Annotated in this window: 9 protein-coding genes and 1 pseudogene; 5 read left to right on the top strand and 5 right to left on the bottom strand. The window is 64.0% G+C overall.

The window, feature by feature from the left end; translation table 11 throughout:
* Nucleotides 1–336 precede the first annotated feature (336 nt).
* Together NDY25_RS17065 and NDY25_RS17070 are read right to left on the bottom strand one after the other, a co-directional pair.
* A complete protein-coding gene (locus NDY25_RS17065) occupies nt 337–2,724 on the bottom strand; it encodes a TonB-dependent receptor plug domain-containing protein (protein ID WP_168958998.1) in 2,388 nt (795 codons plus the stop codon).
* Nucleotides 2,725–3,238: 514 nt separating this feature from the next.
* Complete coding sequence (locus NDY25_RS17070; protein ID WP_168958999.1) at nt 3,239–5,638, bottom strand: TonB-dependent receptor plug domain-containing protein; 2,400 nt, start codon at nt 5,636–5,638, stop codon at nt 3,239–3,241.
* A gap of 185 nt (nt 5,639–5,823) precedes the next feature.
* Between NDY25_RS17070 and NDY25_RS17075 the strand changes: the two genes are divergently transcribed.
* The gene (locus NDY25_RS17075; protein WP_168959000.1) at nt 5,824–7,683 is read left to right on the top strand and encodes an ABC-F family ATP-binding cassette domain-containing protein; all 1,860 of its coding nucleotides are present in this window, start codon (nt 5,824–5,826) and stop codon (nt 7,681–7,683) included.
* Between the two features lie 138 nt (nt 7,684–7,821).
* Here NDY25_RS17075 and NDY25_RS17080 read toward each other — a convergent pair.
* Nucleotides 7,822–8,584, bottom strand: a protein-coding gene (locus NDY25_RS17080; protein WP_256628008.1) for an IS5 family transposase whose coding sequence is annotated in 2 segments (ribosomal slippage) — nt 7,822–8,266 and nt 8,265–8,584 — 765 coding nt in all. Because the reading frame shifts where the segments join, the coding sequence is not laid out codon by codon here.
* A gap of 186 nt (nt 8,585–8,770) precedes the next feature.
* On the opposite strand from NDY25_RS17080, the gene NDY25_RS17085 reads away from it, so the two are divergent.
* Nucleotides 8,771–9,915, top strand: a protein-coding gene (locus tag NDY25_RS17085; protein ID WP_256627589.1) for an IS3 family transposase whose coding sequence is annotated in 2 segments (ribosomal slippage) — nt 8,771–9,011 and nt 9,011–9,915 — 1,146 coding nt in all. Because the reading frame shifts where the segments join, the coding sequence is not laid out codon by codon here.
* Between the two features lie 349 nt (nt 9,916–10,264).
* Here the strand turns inward: NDY25_RS17085 and NDY25_RS17090 are convergent.
* Nucleotides 10,265–11,509 carry an MFS transporter gene (locus NDY25_RS17090; protein ID WP_168958126.1) on the bottom strand — a complete coding sequence of 415 codons (1,245 nt, stop codon included), beginning with the start codon at nt 11,507–11,509 and terminating at the stop codon, nt 10,265–10,267.
* 483 nt (nt 11,510–11,992) lie between these two features.
* Between NDY25_RS17090 and NDY25_RS17095 the strand changes: the two genes are divergently transcribed.
* Together NDY25_RS17095 and NDY25_RS17100 are read left to right on the top strand one after the other, a co-directional pair.
* Nucleotides 11,993–12,295: an FmdB family zinc ribbon protein gene (locus NDY25_RS17095; RefSeq protein ID WP_168958127.1), complete on the top strand. Its 303-nt coding sequence runs from the start codon at nt 11,993–11,995 to the stop codon at nt 12,293–12,295.
* A gap of 95 nt (nt 12,296–12,390) precedes the next feature.
* Nucleotides 12,391–12,990 (top strand): hypothetical protein, encoded by a 600-nt coding sequence (locus NDY25_RS17100; protein ID WP_233366470.1) that lies wholly within the window; start codon nt 12,391–12,393, stop codon nt 12,988–12,990.
* A gap of 211 nt (nt 12,991–13,201) precedes the next feature.
* Here the strand turns inward: NDY25_RS17100 and NDY25_RS17105 are convergent, their stop codons facing one another.
* Complete coding sequence (locus NDY25_RS17105) at nt 13,202–13,975, bottom strand: DUF3011 domain-containing protein (protein ID WP_256627590.1); 774 nt, start codon at nt 13,973–13,975, stop codon at nt 13,202–13,204.
* Between the two features lie 156 nt (nt 13,976–14,131).
* On the opposite strand from NDY25_RS17105, the pseudogene aspS reads away from it, so the two are divergent.
* Nucleotides 14,132–15,929 (top strand): annotated as a pseudogene (aspS, locus tag NDY25_RS17110) (aspartate--tRNA ligase).
* The last annotated feature ends 161 nt before the right edge of the window (nt 15,930–16,090 follow it).

Here is a 16,090-nt window from a genome sequence, read left to right on the forward strand (position 1 = left end):
AATGAAGGCTCAAAGGGGACGAAGGACGCAGGAAGGAAATGCGCGTGTTGCTCGGGGGAGTGCGACTGCGTACTGCGTGGCCCGTCGTGCTTGCACGCCAGATGTGTTCCGCGTGGCGGAGACGGCGTGTGCAGCAATGACGTCGGCCGGTGACGCAGCCATGCTGCTGCGTTGCGCATCCTTGCTGAAGAAGAGCGTTGATCTCCCCCTCGCGCATCGATGCAAGAGGGGGAGCGATGCTGCGGCGTTACCTGCAGCGCCCCAGCGCTGCGTGGTGTGTGGTGCGTTTTTCGAGGTAGGACAAGCGCTGGCCGTTGCCGACCAGCGCGCAGCGCTTTACCACTTGTAGCTCACGTTGGCGTACACCAGCGCACCGTTGAAGCCGAACGGCGAGGAACCGCTGTAGGGCAGGTAGGTGCGCGTGCCGAGGCCGGCCTGCTGACGGTCCGGATATTCGTTGAGCACGTTGTCGCCGCCGACGGTGAAGTTCCAGGCGCCCAGCTTGTAGGAGGCGGCCAGGTCCAGCGTCCACTTGGCCGCATAGGTCTGGTCGCTGCCGGCGTTGGTGCCGAAGGTGGTGAACTCGCCCCAGCGCGTGGCGGTGCCGGTGAACGACCAGTTGCCCGGTGCCCAGGTGCCGCCCAGGAAGAACTTGTCGCGCGGCGTGCCTTCGGTGATGCGACCGATTTCGGCACGGCCGATGCGCACCGCGTTCGGATCGATCGCCACCAGCGCTGCCGGGTTGTCGGCGATCTTCTCCACTTCGGTCTTGTTGTAGTTGTAGCCGGAGGTCAGCTCCACGCTGCTGCCGTCCAGATTCCAGCGATAGGTGCCGACCACATCCACGCCCTGGGTCTTGGTGTCCACGGCATTGGTGAAGTAACGCCCGCCCCCGATGCCCGGGAAGCCATTGGCCTGCAGATAGTTGCGCGCCGCAGTCGAGGTGAGGTTCTCCGACAGCACGATGCGGTCATCGATATCGATGCGATACGCATCGACGGTGACGTACAGATTTTCGATCGGCTGCAACACCACGCCCAGGCCGTAGTTCTTGGATTCCTCGGCCTTCAACGGCTCTGCGCCGAGTGCGATTGCAGCGGCATTGTCGGTACGGAAGGTGCCGATCTCGAACGGAATCGCCGTCACCGTGCCGTTGGGCTGAGCCACGTTGAGGAACTGCGTGGCGATCGACTGGAAGTTCTGCTGCTGCAACGACGGCGCGCGGAAGCCGGTGGAGGCGGTGGCACGCAGCGCGACCTTCTCGGTGAAGGCATAGCGCAACGACAGCTTGCCGGTGGCGGTGTCGCCGAAGTCGCTGTACTTCTCGTAGCGCCCGGCCAGACCGGCCGACAGCTTTTCGGTCAGATCCGCTTCCAGGTCCACGTAGGCGGAGTGGCTGTTGCGGTTGTAGTAGCCCGAGTCGGAGATCTTGAAGCCAGGAAACACCTGCGCGCCTGGGATCAGCGAGCCGTTGGCCGAGGGAATGCCGCCATTGGCCGAGGATGCCGCATCGCCAGGCGACTGGTTGAACTTCTCGCCGCGCCATTCCGCACCGAAGGCCAGCGTGACCGGATACGCCAGACCCCAATCCAGCGTCTTTGTGAAGTCGGCATTGAGCACGTTCTGGGTGACTTCCAGGGTGCCTGCGTGGAAGTCGGTGGGGCTGGCCAGCCCCAGGCTGTTGTTCAAGCTGTTGCGCACATCGAAGGTGAGATTGTTCTGGCCGTAGTTGTAGCTCAGATCGATGTTCAAACCGCCTTCGGTGGAGGTCTTCAACCCGCCCACCCACGACACGTCCTTGCTGACGTTGTAGATCTGCGGCAGGAAGCCATCCGGATAGATTTCCGGGCGGTTGCGGTTGTCGCCGGCAAAACGGAAGTAGCCGTTGGACAGCACCTCGCGACGGCTGACCATGCCGAACGAGTAGAAGGTCAGATAATCGGTGGGGCTGTATTCGCCATTGAACGACACCGCGCCCTGGTCGATATCCGGGTCGCCGTAGCGCTGCTCCACGCGGCCCTGGAACGGCAGCGCGCGGTTGGTCTGATCCGAATGCCCGGCCTGCGCGGCCAGATGCACCTTGCCGGTGCCGGCGAAGCTGAAACCGGCATCGCCGGACAGCTGGTACTGCTCGCCGTCGCCGGCGCTGTACTTGCCGTAGCGGCCGCTGATGCTGCCGCCTTCGCCGCTGCCCTTGAGCACGATGTTGATCACACCGGCGATGGCGTCCGAACCGTATTGCGCCGACGCACCGTCGCGCAGCACTTCGATGCGCTCTACGGCAGCGATCGGAATGGTATTGAGATCGGCTGGCGACGAACCGCGGCCCTGGGTGTCGTTGAGATTGATCAGCGCGGTGGTGTGGTAACGCTTGCCGTTGACCAGCACCAGTACCTGATCGGGCGACAGGCCGCGCAGCTGCGCCGGGCGCACCGCGTCCGAGCCGTCGGAGATGGCCGGGCGCGGGAAATTCAACGAGGGGATCGCGCGTGACAGCGCGGTAGCCAGCTCGGTGGTGCCGGTCGATTCCAGTGCCTGCGGCGAGATGATGTCGATCGGCGATGCCGATTCGGCCACGGTGCGATCGGCCACGCGCGTGCCGGTCACGATCAAGGTATCGAGGGTTTTCTGGGCGGGAGCCTGTGACTGCGCGGATGCGCTTGAAGCGGAAAACGACAGTGCAAGAACAACGGCAACTGCGAGTGGACTGGTCTTGCAATTCATGCGGTGACAACTCCGAGTGGGGAACGGATGCATCGCAGGGGGCCCCCTCCCGGGCCGCGTCCGTTGCGGCAGCTGCGGTGCGTTCCCAACCATTAACCACGTGTAACCACATGTCAAATTTTGGTTATGTTGCGCGTGCAACCGTCATCGAGGATATGCTAATGGCATCGTTGTCATCGTGCACCAAAGTGATGCGTTGCTTGCACCATGGCTGCTGTGGCACGGCCTTGCTTGCACCATCTTGGACATCGATACCAGTTATGAAACTTCTGCATCAGAACGTGATTTACCCCGCATGAGTGCGGTATTGCGCAGGAGAACGGAGACGGCCGCGGCGGTGTCGCGCTCGAACTCATGCGTGTGTGTGGCGGTATGTCTTACGTGGCTGTTGATTGGAAGCAGCGTCGTCGCACTCGCGGCCAACGCAACAACCGCTGCTGCCATGTCTTGAAACGCACACGCCCCGGACTGGCCGGAGCGTGTGGTCAAACCTCAACCTGTGCAGCCGCAGAACTTACCAGCGGTAGTTGATGCGCCCGTACACGTACGCACCGTTGAAACCGAACGGCGACAGATTGCTGTACGGGAACTGCCCGCTGGTGGAATTGGCGAAGTTGTTCTCGTCCGGGTATTCGTCCAGCAGATTGTCCGCACCCAGCGTCAGCGTCCAGCGGTCGACCTTGTAGCTGGCCGATGCATCCACCACCCACTTGGCGCCAAAGGTCTGGTCGTTGATCGCCGCGGCCGGACGGGTGCTGTATTTGCCATAGCGCGTCGCACCCAATGCCAGCGTCCAGTGCTCCAGATTCCAGCTACCGTTGATCAGGAACTTGTCGCGCGGGAAGCCTTCTTCGATGCGACCACGTTCGGTGCGGTCGATGCGCTCCAGGCTCAGTCCGTTGGCCGACAGCGCGGCCGGGTTGGCAGCTACGCTGCGGACCTCGGTTTCCGAATAGTTGTAGCCGGCGGTCAGGTCCACGCTGCTGGCGGCCAGCTGCCAGCGGTAGCTGCCGACCACGTCCACACCGCGCGTGCGCGTATCCACCGCATTGGTGAAGTAGCGCCCGCCGTTGATGCCGAAGATGCCCTGTGCTTCAAGCAGGTTGCGCACGCCGGTGCCGGTGAGGTTGGACGAGAGCACGATGCGGTCGTCCACATCGATCTGGTACGCATCCACGGTGAGGTAGAGCGCATCGGTCGGCTGCAACACCAGGCCCAGGCTGTAGGACAGCGAGGTTTCCGCATCCAGCGGCTCAGACCCCAGCGCACGCGCCACGGTGCTGTCGGCGGGGAAGGTGCGGATCTCGAACGGGGTCGGATTGCCGGCCAGGAAGGTGGTGCTGGTGGACTGGAAATACTGCTGCGCCAGCGACGGCGCACGGAAGCCGGACGACACCGTGCCGCGCAACGCGATCTTGTCGGTGAACGCATAGCGCCCGGACAACTTGCCCGAGGCCTGGCTGCCGAAATCGTTGAAGTCCTCGTAGCGACCGGCCAGACCGGCGGAGAACTTGTCGGTGAAATCGGCTTCCAGGTCCGCATACAGCGCGTAGCTGTCACGCGAATACTGCCCCGACACGCTCGGCGCGAATCCGCCGAAACCCTGTGCACCGCCGGCCAGCGTGCCGGCCTGGAAATACGAGCCCACCTCGCCTGGCGACTGGTTCCACTTCTCGTTGCGGTATTCCGCGCCGAAGGCCACTGTCACCGGATACGCCAGGCCCCAGTCGAAACCGCGCTTGACGTCCAGGTTGACGATGTTCTGCGTGGTCTCCAGCGCGCCGTCGTAGAAGGAGGTGGGCGAGGTCGGTCCCAGGCTCACGTTGAGCGTGTTGCGGGTGTGGAAATCGATCTTGTTGTAGCCGTAGTTGTAGCTGGCATCCCAATCCCAACCGCTGGCGGTGGAGCCGCGCACGCCGGCCACCAGCGAGCGGTCCTTGGCGTAGGTCTGGATTTCCGGCAGAAAGCCCTGCGGATAGACCGACAGGATGTTCTGGGTGGTGCTGCCGGGCGCGCGGAAGAACGCGAACGAGGTGATGTCGCGGTTGCTGGCGGTGGCGAACGCATAGCCGGTGATGCTGTCGCTGAAGGCGAACTCGGTATTGGCCGACACCGCCTGCGCGTTGATGTCGGGGTCGCCGATCTTGAACGCCTTCTGGCCCACTGCCGGCTGCGAAGCACTGGGTGCGCCGGCATAGCCACGCGCACGGTCGGTGGGGTCCTGCTGATTGAGCTGGGCCGCCACATGCAGCCAGCCGCGATCGCCGCCATAGGCCACGCCGGTATCGCCGGACAGCTCGTAGTTGCTGCCGTCGCCGGCCGAGTATTGGCCGAAGCCGGCCTGCAGGCTGCCGCCCTTTTCAGCGCCCTTGAGCACGATGTTGATCACGCCGGCGATGGCATCGGAGCCGTATTGCGCCGAGGCGCCATCGCGCAGCACTTCCACGCGCGCAATCGCCGCCACCGGAATGGTGTTCAGATCCACCGCTGCGGCGCCACGCCCGATCGTGCCGTTGAGGTTGAGCAGCGAGGAGGTATGGCGGCGCTTGCCGTTGACCAGCACCAGTACCTGATCCGGCGACAGGCCGCGCAGCTGCGTCGGGCGGATCGCGCTGGTGCCGTCGCTGAGCGCCGGGCGCGGGAAGTTGAGCGAGGGCAGCGCACGTGCCAGCGCGGTGGCCAGCTCCGAGGTGCCGGTGGCCTGCAGCGACTCGGCGCTGATGATGTCGATCGGCGACTGCGATTCGGCCACGGTGCGGTCGGACACGCGGGTGCCGGTGACGATGACCGTATCGAGCGTATTCGCGGGCGCATCAGCTGGGACTGTAGCCGGCGCGGTGGTCTGGGCGAGGGCGGGGGAGGCGAGCAGTGCCGCAACGACGGCGGCTGCGAGCGTGGACAACGGGTAATTCATGACAACTCCGAAACATGGGTCCAAGCAGGACCAGCAAGACTGGGCAGGGTCTGGTCGCAAAAAGCCAATCGCGAATGAAGCCAGCGGCCAGCCTGAAGGCGCTAATTATTCGTTAACGCTAGAATGGCGTCGCAGGAATGCTGCTCATCTGCTCATTCCTTTTCGTTCTATCGGACTGTCCATCAATGATTTCCCTGCGCAACTTCTCCATGCGACGCGGCGAGCGTCTGCTGTTGTCCAACGTCGACCTGACCATGCATGCCGGCTACCGCGTCGGTGTGGTGGGCCGTAATGGCACCGGCAAGTCGAGCCTGTTCGCCGCGGTGAAGGGCGAACTGGAAGCGGACAAGGGCGATGTCGACCTGCCCGGCAAGGTGCGCACCGCCAGCGTTTCGCAGGAAACCCCGTCGCTGCCCGATCCGGCGCTGTCGTTCGTGCTCGGTGGCGATATCGAGGTGTCGGCCATCCTGCAGGAAGAAGCTGCAGCGACTGCGCGCGAGGATTGGGAAGCGGTCGCCAACGCGCACCAGAAGATGGCGGAGCTTGGCGCCTACGACGCCGAAGCGCGTGCCGGCAAGCTGCTGCACGGCCTGGGCTTCCCGGCCGAGACCCATCACCGCGCGGTGTCTTCGTTCTCCGGCGGCTGGCGCGTGCGCCTGAATCTGGCGCGCGCGCTGATGATGCCCAGCGACCTGTTGCTGCTCGACGAACCGACCAACCACTTGGACATGGACGCAGTGCTGTGGCTGGAGCAATGGCTGCTCAAGTACCCGGGCACCTTGCTGCTGATTTCGCATGACCGCGAGTTCCTCGACAACGTGGCCACCCACACGCTGCATCTGCACGGCGGCACCGCCAAGCTGTACGTCGGCGGCTATACCGATTTCGAACGCCAGCGCATCGAACATCTGCGTCAGCAGCAGATCGCGCACGAAAAGGGCCAGGCCGAGCGCGCGCATCTGCAGAGCTTCATCGACCGCTTCAAGGCACAGGCCAGCAAGGCCAGCCAGGCGCAGAGCCGCATGAAGCGGCTGGCCAAGATGGCCGGCACCGAAGCGGTACGCGCCGAGCGCGAGTTCCGCATCGAATTCGCCCAGCCAAACCGGCTGCCGTTTTCGCTGATCCGGCTGAATCATCTGGACGCCGGCTACGGCGCCGGTTCGGTGATCCTGCACGACGTCGGGTTCGGGTTGGAAGCTGGCGATCGGATTGGCTTGCTCGGTCCCAACGGTGCGGGTAAGACCACGTTGGTCAAGACTTTGGTGGGCGAGTTGGAGCCGTTGTCTGGCGAACGCAGTGCGCATCCGGATCTGCGCATCGGCTACTTCGCCCAGCACACGGTGGAGTCGCTGCACGAAGGCCAGTCGCCAATGGATCACTTCCGCGAGCTGTCGCCGGATGGCTCCAATCAGGCATTCCGCGACTTCCTGGGCAAGTGGAACTTCGCCGGCGACCGCGCCTTCGAAGTGGTGGACGGTTTCTCCGGTGGCGAGCGCGCGCGTCTGGCGTTGGCCCTGATCGCCTGGCAGCAGCCGAACGTGCTGCTGCTCGACGAACCGACCAACCACTTGGATCTGGAAATGCGCGAAGCGCTGGCCGAGGCGCTGAGCGACTTCGAAGGCGCCATCGTGATGGTCTCGCATGACCGCCATCTGATCGGCCTGGTCTGCGACAGTTTCTGGCGCGTGGCCGACGGCGTGGTCGAACCGTTCGCCGGCGACCTGGACGAATACGCCGCCTGGCTGCGCAGCCGCCCGGCCGCGCAAGGCACCAAGCAAAAGCTGGCCGAGGTCGCCCCGACCCCGCCACCGCCGACCAAACCGCTGCCGCCGAAGAAAGTCGTCAACCCGCACAAACTGGCCAGCGCCGAGAAGCGTGTGGGCGAGCTGGAAGCGGCATTGGCGGAACTGGATCGGCAACTGGCCAATCCGGCCAACTACCCCGACAGCGAAAAGATGGCCGTGCTGGGCCGCGATCGCGAGGCCACCGCGCAGTTGTTGGCGGGCGCCGAGGCGGCGTGGATGGAGTTGATTGAGGGCGCGTAACGCTGTTGGAGGTTCATGGCCGTTGTCTAAAGCGCCTGGCTTTTTCGAGGTGCGCTGCACTTGAGCAGACAGTGACGTCGTGATCGATGCGCAGGCTGCTCGAAGGTCGATGACATCGGTCATAGGTGTTAGGGCCTGTTAACACATCCGAAGCCCATCAACGACTAGGACGAAGCTGAGGAATCCAAGGAACATGACATCCAGCTTCTCGAAGCGCGAGAAAATCCGGCGGTAGCCTTTCAAGCGACGGAACAGTCTCTCCACTTCGTTACGCCGCTTGTACATCTCCCGGTTGTATTCCCAAGGCTCGACCCGATTGGATTTCGGCGGGACCACCGGCACGAAGCCAAGATCGAGCGCCAACTGGCGTGTTTCGTTGCCTTCGTAAGCACGGTCCATCAACAAATGAATCGGCCGCTCCACTGGCCCCAGGTGTTCAAGCAACGCGCGGCCTGCAGGTGCGTCATGCACGTTGCCAGGCGTCAATCCAAAGGTGATGGCTGTTCGAGCATCTGCGGCAACCATATGAATCTTGGTGTTCCATCCACCGCGAGACTTGCCGACGGCCTGCGGGCCGTTTTTTTAATGCACCCGTGCCATCGGGATGGACCTTGACGCTGGTGGAGTCCAGCGAGACTGCTTCGATCTTGATGCGCACGATCTGGGACTTCTGCAATTGGGCGAACATCCGGTCCAGCACACCCGCCTTGGCCCAACGGTTCATGCGTGTGTAGACCGTATGCCAGTTGCCAAAGCGCTTGGGTAGGCCGCGCCATTTGCAGCCATGCTCGGCAACGTAAAGGATGGCGTTGACCACTTGCAGGTTGGTCATGCTGACATCGCCGCGCTGCGCCGGCAGGCAGTGTTCGATCAGAGAAAATTGTGCTGGCGTGATCTCCATGCCCAATAGTTTAATCGCTCGGGCCATTAGTGTTAACAGGCCCTAGGCAGTTGAATACGCATATGTAGCGCGCTTCCAGTAGTGCGCTTCGCGCCCGTCCCCTCATCCGGCGCTATGCGCCACTGATACGCCCAGGGTTTCCTAGACATCTCAAGGCCATGGAAAATGGTCGATTCGGAGGTGTCTATGAGCAGCAAGCGGTATACGGATGAGTTCAAGATCGAGGCGGTCCGGCAAGTGACTGATCGTGGGTTCAAGGTGGCAGAAGTCGCCGAGCGGCTGGGTGTCACGACGCACAGCCTGTACGCCTGGCTGCGCACGTTCGGCAAGTCTGGCGTGGTGCATCGCGCCGAGGTGGACCAGAGCGCCGAGGTTCGGCGGCTGAAGGCAGAGTTGCGTCGAGTGACCGAGGAGCGCGACATCCTAGAAAAGGCCGCCGCGTACTTTGCCAAGGGGTAAAGGCAAAGTACGCCTTCATGCAAGCCCACTGCGGGGAATTCAGGGTGTGTGCGATGTGCCGGGTATTGCGGGTCAACCGGTCGGGTTATTACGCCTGGTTGTGCTCGCCCAACAGTGAGCGCGCCAAGGAAGATGATCGCTTGCTTGGACTAATCAAGCACCACTGGCTGGCCAGCGGCAGTGTCTATGGGCATCGCAAGATCACCACGGATCTGCGCGATCTGGGTGAGCGTTGTAGTCGCCATCGGGTGCATCGGCTGATGCGCACCGAGGGACTGCGTGCCCAGGTGGGCTATGGTCGCAAACCGCGCTTCCATGGAGGGATGCAGTGCAAGGCGGCTGCCAATCTGCTTGACCGACAGTTCGACGTGACGGAGCCGGACACGGCCTGGGCGAGCGATTTCACCTTCATCCGCACGCATGAAGGCTGGATGTACCTGGCTGTTGTGATCGATCTGTTTTCCAGGCAGGTCGTCGGCTGGGCGATGCGCGATCGGGCCGACACCGAGTTGGTCGTGCAGGCCTTGTTGTCTGCGGTGTGGCGGCGCAAACCCAACACTGGTTGCTTGGTTCACTCGGACCAAGGGTCTGTCTACACCAGCGATGACTGGCGCAGTTTCCTGGCGTCCCATGGCTTGGTGTGCAGCATGAGTCGGCGTGGCAACTGCCACGACAACGCACCCGTAGAGAGCTTCTTCGGCCTGCTCAAACGCGAGCGGATCAGGCGGCGGACCTATCCCACCAAGGACGCCGCTCGCGCCGAGGTATTCGACTACATCGAGATGTTCTACAACCCCAACCGCCGCCACGGTTCAACTGGCGACTTGTCCCCTGTAGAGTTTGAACGGCGCTACGCGCAACGAGGGTCTTGAGTGTCTACGGAACCCTGGGCGTATCAGTAGCTGGTTAAAAAGGCTGGCCTTCTCGCGAGTTGCCTTGGCTTGCCAATGCTGATCGCATAACTGCATGTGAGCTAGCGAGCTAGAAGCACGCGATGCATTGCTTGCACCATGCACACCGACACTCTCGAATGGCCCTTGCCCGCCCACCGTCGCGGGACCTTACGCGGCATGGATGCCGCGTAAGAGCCTACATGGATGTACTTGCGGCGTGTCCCGCGATGGTGGGCGGGCAAGGGCCCTGCAGCCAAGCCGCAGATCAGCCCCCGCAGCAAATTCCCTGATCATCCGCTCTGCAATAGACCAAGGCGTATTAGTTCTGTCAGCCATTTTGGGTGCGTGGCGCCGCTTCGGTTTGCTGCGTTTCCGGCATCAATTCCAGTGCCGACGGCGTCGTACGCAGCATCGGGCGGAAGGAGATCGGATGGGTGCGGCGGCGCGTGAAGCGCAGCAAGCGCGCCAGGGTGAAGCCGGCCAGTGCCAGCAGCATCACAGCGAAGTACACCGGCAGTGCTGCCGGCCCGAATTTCTGCATTGCGCCACCAGCCAAGGCCGGGCCGATCGCCGCGCCCACGCCATGCACCAGCAACAAACTGCTGCAGCCGGAGAGCAGATCTTCGCGTGGCAGGTAATCGAGCATGTGCGCCACTGCGAACGGATACAGCGAAAACGCCAACCCGCCATAGACGAAGAACAGCACGAACAGCATGGTGGTCTGCGCCTGCACCATCGGCACCGCGGCGGCTATCGCAATGCCGGCTGCCAGCACACTGACCGTGACCAGGCCGATGCGCCGGTCATGGCCATCGCTGATGCGCCCGATCGGCCACTGCAATACCGCGCCGCCGATGATCGCGGTGAGCATGAACATCGCCACGCCATCGGCATCCAGCCCGATGCGGTTGGCGTACACCGGCAACAAGCCCCAGAACGCGCCCATTGCCAGGCCCGACAATCCCGCGCCGATGGTCGCTACCGGCGCCAACGCGTACAGCGTTTTCAGGCGCAAACGCGACACGTGCGGCACCTCGGGCGGAATCAATCGTGTGGTCATCACCGGCATCACTGCCGCGCAGATCAGGATCGCTGTTAGCGTGAACATCGCCGGCGCACTTGCGTCGCCGGCCGTGAGCAGGATCTGGCCCAGCGCCAGCGCGGACAGATTGATCGCCATGTACACCGAAAACACCCGGCTGCGTCGGCGCGCATCCGGCTCGGCGTTGAGCCAGCTTTCGATCACCGTGTACAGGCCGACCAAGGCCGCGCCGGTGACCAATCGCAGCAATCCCCAGCCCCAGGCGTTCAACCAGATCGGATGCAGCAGCACCGCAATGGCAGCCAATGACGCATAAAAAGCAAACGCTCGGATATGCCCGATGCGACGAATCAGTGGCGGCGCGAAGAAGGTGCCGAGAAAGAAGCCGGCAAAATACCCGGACATGATCAGGCCCAGCGCACGCGCATCGAAGCCGGCCTGGCCACCGCGCACGGCAAGCAAGGTGCCGAGCAGCCCGCTGCCGGTCAGCAACAGGGCCACGCCCAGCAATAAGGCGGTCAGTCGCAACATGGATGCGGCTCTTGTGGGGAAAAGGCGCGTCGATCACGTGTTCGAGTGTAGCAGGCCAGTGTGCGGCGGCTGGATCGAACCGTGTGTTGCAGCCTGATCCAGGCGGCTCGTTTCTACGGCTCTTGACAGCAGCGGGTAGTGGTCACGTCGGCACAAATCGCTGGTTTTTGCATGTTGCGTGACTCGCTGCACATGTCACACAGTCCGCTTCCGCACAGTCGCACCGACGTGACGACGACTCGTCAGGTTTGCGCAAGACTTCGGCATGCGCGTTTGGCGTTTTCTTACCTCATGCAGCTGCAGATAGACAACCGCGGCGTTGAACGTGCGCGGTCAGCGTGCAGGCGCACCGAAGCGAACATCGATCGATGCCTGTCGCCCGCAACCAGCTCCCGCGTGCCCGACGCGCAGACGGTTGCTGCACCTGCTTGCCCGCATACGACTAGAATCTGCGCCCCTGCATCATCATCAGCTGATCCTGCCATGCCCATCTACGGTTTCCAGTGCACCACCTGCGGTCACGCTTTCGACCGCCTGCAGAAGATGGCCGACCCCGATCCGCAGACCTGCCCGGCCTGCGCGGCGGCCACGATCAAGCGCCAGATCACCGCGCCCTCCTTCCGCCTGTCCGGTAGCGGCTGGTACGAAACCGACTTCAAGTCGGCAGGCGAGAAGAAGAAAAACCTCACCGAGAGCAGCAGCGGTGGCGAAGCCAAGCCGACAGCAGCCGCCGAGAGCAAACCCGCCGCCAAGCCCGCGTCCAAGCCAGCATCCGATCCGGCATGATCCACGGCCGCGCGCGCAGGCCGGAGAGCGGCCCGACGCTGAGAACAGCGCTCGCTCACCGCGTTTCGTTGGCCACTCCAGGGTTGGCCGTGCTGATGCTGGTCGCCGCCGTGAGCGGATGTGCCACTTCGTCCACGTCTGTGGCCTCATCTGCACCGATAAGCGCTGCACCTGCAGATCGATTCCTGGCCGCGCTCGCCACGCACTGCGGACAAGCCTTCGCCGGCCGCGTCCTCGTCGATACCCCGGTCTCCGCAACGCCAAGCGCGTTCGCCGGCAAGCCAATGGTGATGCATGTGCGCGGCTGCGACAACCCTGCGCATGAGTTGCGCGTGCCGTTCCATGTGGGCGACGACCACTCGCGCACCTGGGTACTGACGCGCACCGGCACCGGCCTGCGCCTCAAGCACGATCACCGCCATGCCGACGGCAGCGTGGACGCATTGACCCAATACGGCGGCGCTACCATCAATGCAGGCAGCGCGAACCGGCAGGAATTCCCGGTCGATGCCGAGTCCATTGCGCTATTCAAACGCCTTGGCTCGACCGCTTCGCTGAGTAACACCTGGGCGATGGAAATCCAGCCCGGCCGCAGCGTCGTCTACGAACTGAGTCGCCCAGGCGGGCGTCTGTTCCGGGTCGAATTCGATCTCACCCGGCCGGTCGCTTTGCCGCCCGCGCCTTGGGGAAGTTGAACCGGTCGATTGGCCGGGCAGTCGGCATCGTCTACGGTTCCAGCACAGGCGTCTTCAGCTGGAGACCAGATCAAACAGCGTCGCAGTAGCGCGATCTCCCGCCGCGAACGCATGTCATCCGCCAATCGATCGATGACCGGTGGAGCGCGCAGGCCGATCCCGAACCCATCCAGGACCGGCCCGCGCACGCATTGCTTCAACGCGCAATCCCTCAACGCGCCTCGAACCGCGCCCGGCAACCGTCATTCACCCACACCGTCGCGCGGCGCTCGTCGTAGCCCCAGCTGCGGCCCTCTTCGCAGCGGGTGTCGGACAACTGGCGGGTCAGCACCGGACGGCCGTAGCGGCCATCCCAGGCGCAGGTGCGCAGGCGGCGGTCGTCGCTGGCGCAGCTGATGGCGTAATCGTTGCGCGGGCGGTCGTCGCGGCCACCGTAGCCGCCATCGCCACGGTCCCAACCGCCGCCGCGCGCTTGCGCAAACTCGCCCCGGCAGCCGTCGTCCACCCAGATCCGGCCCCCGTCCTGGCGCCAGTTGCGGCCTTCCACGCAGGGCGTGTTGGAGAGCTGGCGCACCAGCATGGCGCGGCGCCAACCGGTATCGCAGATCTTCTGGCGCTGGTCGTTGCTCTCGCAGCGCACCGTGCCGGCCACCCCGCCAGCGCCGCCGTTGTTGCCACCCCAGCCGCCGCCGCTCCCGTTGCGGCCATCCACAAAGCGCGCGCGGCAGCCGTTGTCCACCCACACGCGGCCGCGGTCGCTGCCCCAGTTGCGGCCTTCGATACAGCGCGTGCCGGAGATGTTTTCGACCAGCACCGCGCGGCCGCGGAACGGCGTATCGCACTCGCGGCGACGGTTGTCGTTGCTGGAGCAGGTGATGCTGGGGCCGTTCCAGCCGCGGTCCTGCGCGGCGGCAGGGGCGCTGGCGAGCAAGCCGGTGAGGGTGATCAGGCCGAAGCCGGAGAGCAGCAGGGCGGTGCGCAGCATCGTGTCGTCCTTGGTGCGGGAGGGGCTTGCGCCTATTCAGCCGGGCGGCGACTTAAGCGACCATGAGCGCCTGCGCATTTGCTCCTGCCGCCCGCCGGCCCCAGAATATCCGGCTCTCCGGCGCTGTCCTGTGTCGGGTTTTCAGCGGAGCTTTCGATGCGTACCCACTTCTGCGGCCTGGTCGACGAGACCATGATCGGCCAAACCGTCACTCTCGCCGGCTGGACCGACGTGGCCCGCAACCTGGGCGGCGTGTGCTTCATCGACCTGCGCGACCACGAAGGCATCGTGCAGGTGACGGTGGAACCGGAGAACGCGGAGGTGTTCCCGGTCGCCGCCAGCCTGGGCTACGAAGACGTGCTGCAGGTCGAAGGCGTGGTGCGTGCGCGGCATGCGGTCAACGACAAGCTGCGCAGCGGCAAGGTCGAAGTGATCGCCACGCGTATCACCATCCTCAACAAGGCCGCGCCGCTGCCGTTCCACGCGCACGAAAATCCGGGCGAAGAAACCCGCCTGAAGTACCGCTATCTGGACCTGCGTCGTCCGGAAATGCAGCGCATGCAGCGCACCCGCATCAAGCTGGTGCAGGCGCTGCGCCGGCATCTGGATGCGCGCGATTTCCAGGATATCGAAACCCCGATCCTGACCAAGGCCACCCCGGAAGGCGCGCGCGACTTCTTGGTGCCGGCGCGCATGCATCCGGGCGAGTTCTACGCCTTGCCGCAGAGCCCGCAGCTGTTCAAGCAGATCCTGATGGTGGCCGGCTTCGATCGTTACTACCAGATCGCACGCTGCTTCCGCGACGAAGCGCTGCGCGCCGATCGCCAGCTGGAATTCACCCAGCTCGACATGGAATTCGCCTTCGTGCGCGAGCGCGACGTGCAGGATTTTGTCGAAGACATGATCCGCGCCATCTTCAAGGAAGTGGTGGATGTCGAGCTGGCCGCGCAGTTCCCGCGCATGACCTGGGCCGAGGCGATGCGTCGCTATGGCTCGGACAAGCCGGACCTGCGCATCGCGCTGGAATTGGTTGATGTGGCCGAGCTGGTCAAGTCCAGTGAATTCGCAATCTTCAGTTCCGCTGCCAACGACGCCGATGGCCGAGTGGCAGCGCTGCGTATCCCCGGCGGTGCCGCGCTGTCGCGCAAGCAGATCGACGAGTACACCGCACACGCTGCTAAATATGGCGCCAAGGGTCTGGCTTGGCTCAAGCATGGACAGACTCCTGATGGTGCGCAGGGGGCGGAGCTATTGAGAGCGGCTTTGACATCAGCCAAGTCTCGGGATCCGTCGCTAAAGTGCTGGGTCCTGAAACAACTGTCGCTCTTCTTGACGCGGTTAAAGCTGCACCCGGTGACATCGTGTTTTTGGTGCTGGCACATACAACAAAGTTTCAGACTTTATGGGTGCGGTCCGTCTGAAGGCCGGCAAGGATTTCAAGCTGATCGCCGACACCTGGGCGCCGCTGTGGGTCACCGACTTCCCGATGTTCGAATGGGATGAGGAGGCGCAGCGCTACGTGGCCCTGCATCACCCCTTCACCGCACCGGCCGTGGACGATATCGCCGACCTGCGCGCCAATGCCCGCACGGCGGTGTCGCGCGGTTACGACATGGTGCTCAACGGCAATGAAATCGGCGGCGGCTCGATCCGTATCCATCGCCCGGACATGCAGAGCGCGGTGTTCGAGCTGCTCGGCATCGGCGCCGACGAAGCGCGTGCCAAGTTCGGCTTCCTGCTGGATGCGCTGAACTACGGCGCACCGCCGCACGGCGGCATTGCCTTCGGCATCGACCGCATCGCTGCGCTGATGGCCGGCACCGAATCGATCCGCGACGTGATCCCGTTCCCCAAGACTACTGGCGCGCAGGATCTGATGACCGACGCCCCGTCGCCGATCCCGGCCGAGCAGCTGGCCGAAGTGCACGTGCAGGTGCGGCCGAAGCAGGTCTGACCTGCGCTAGCAGGTGGCCATGCCGTGTGCGTGGTCATCTGTACAAGGCGCCCAGCGCAGCCAGCGCTGCGCGCTTTGGTGGAACCGTTAGCGCCGGCTGGGTGTTGCGCACGGGGCACCGCCGTCCAACCGCCGCCGATCACCGGCGGCAGTGCGCCTGC

It is taken from the genome of Xanthomonas hortorum pv. pelargonii, assembly GCF_024499015.1.
GTDB lineage: Bacteria > Pseudomonadota > Gammaproteobacteria > Xanthomonadales > Xanthomonadaceae > Xanthomonas > Xanthomonas hortorum_B.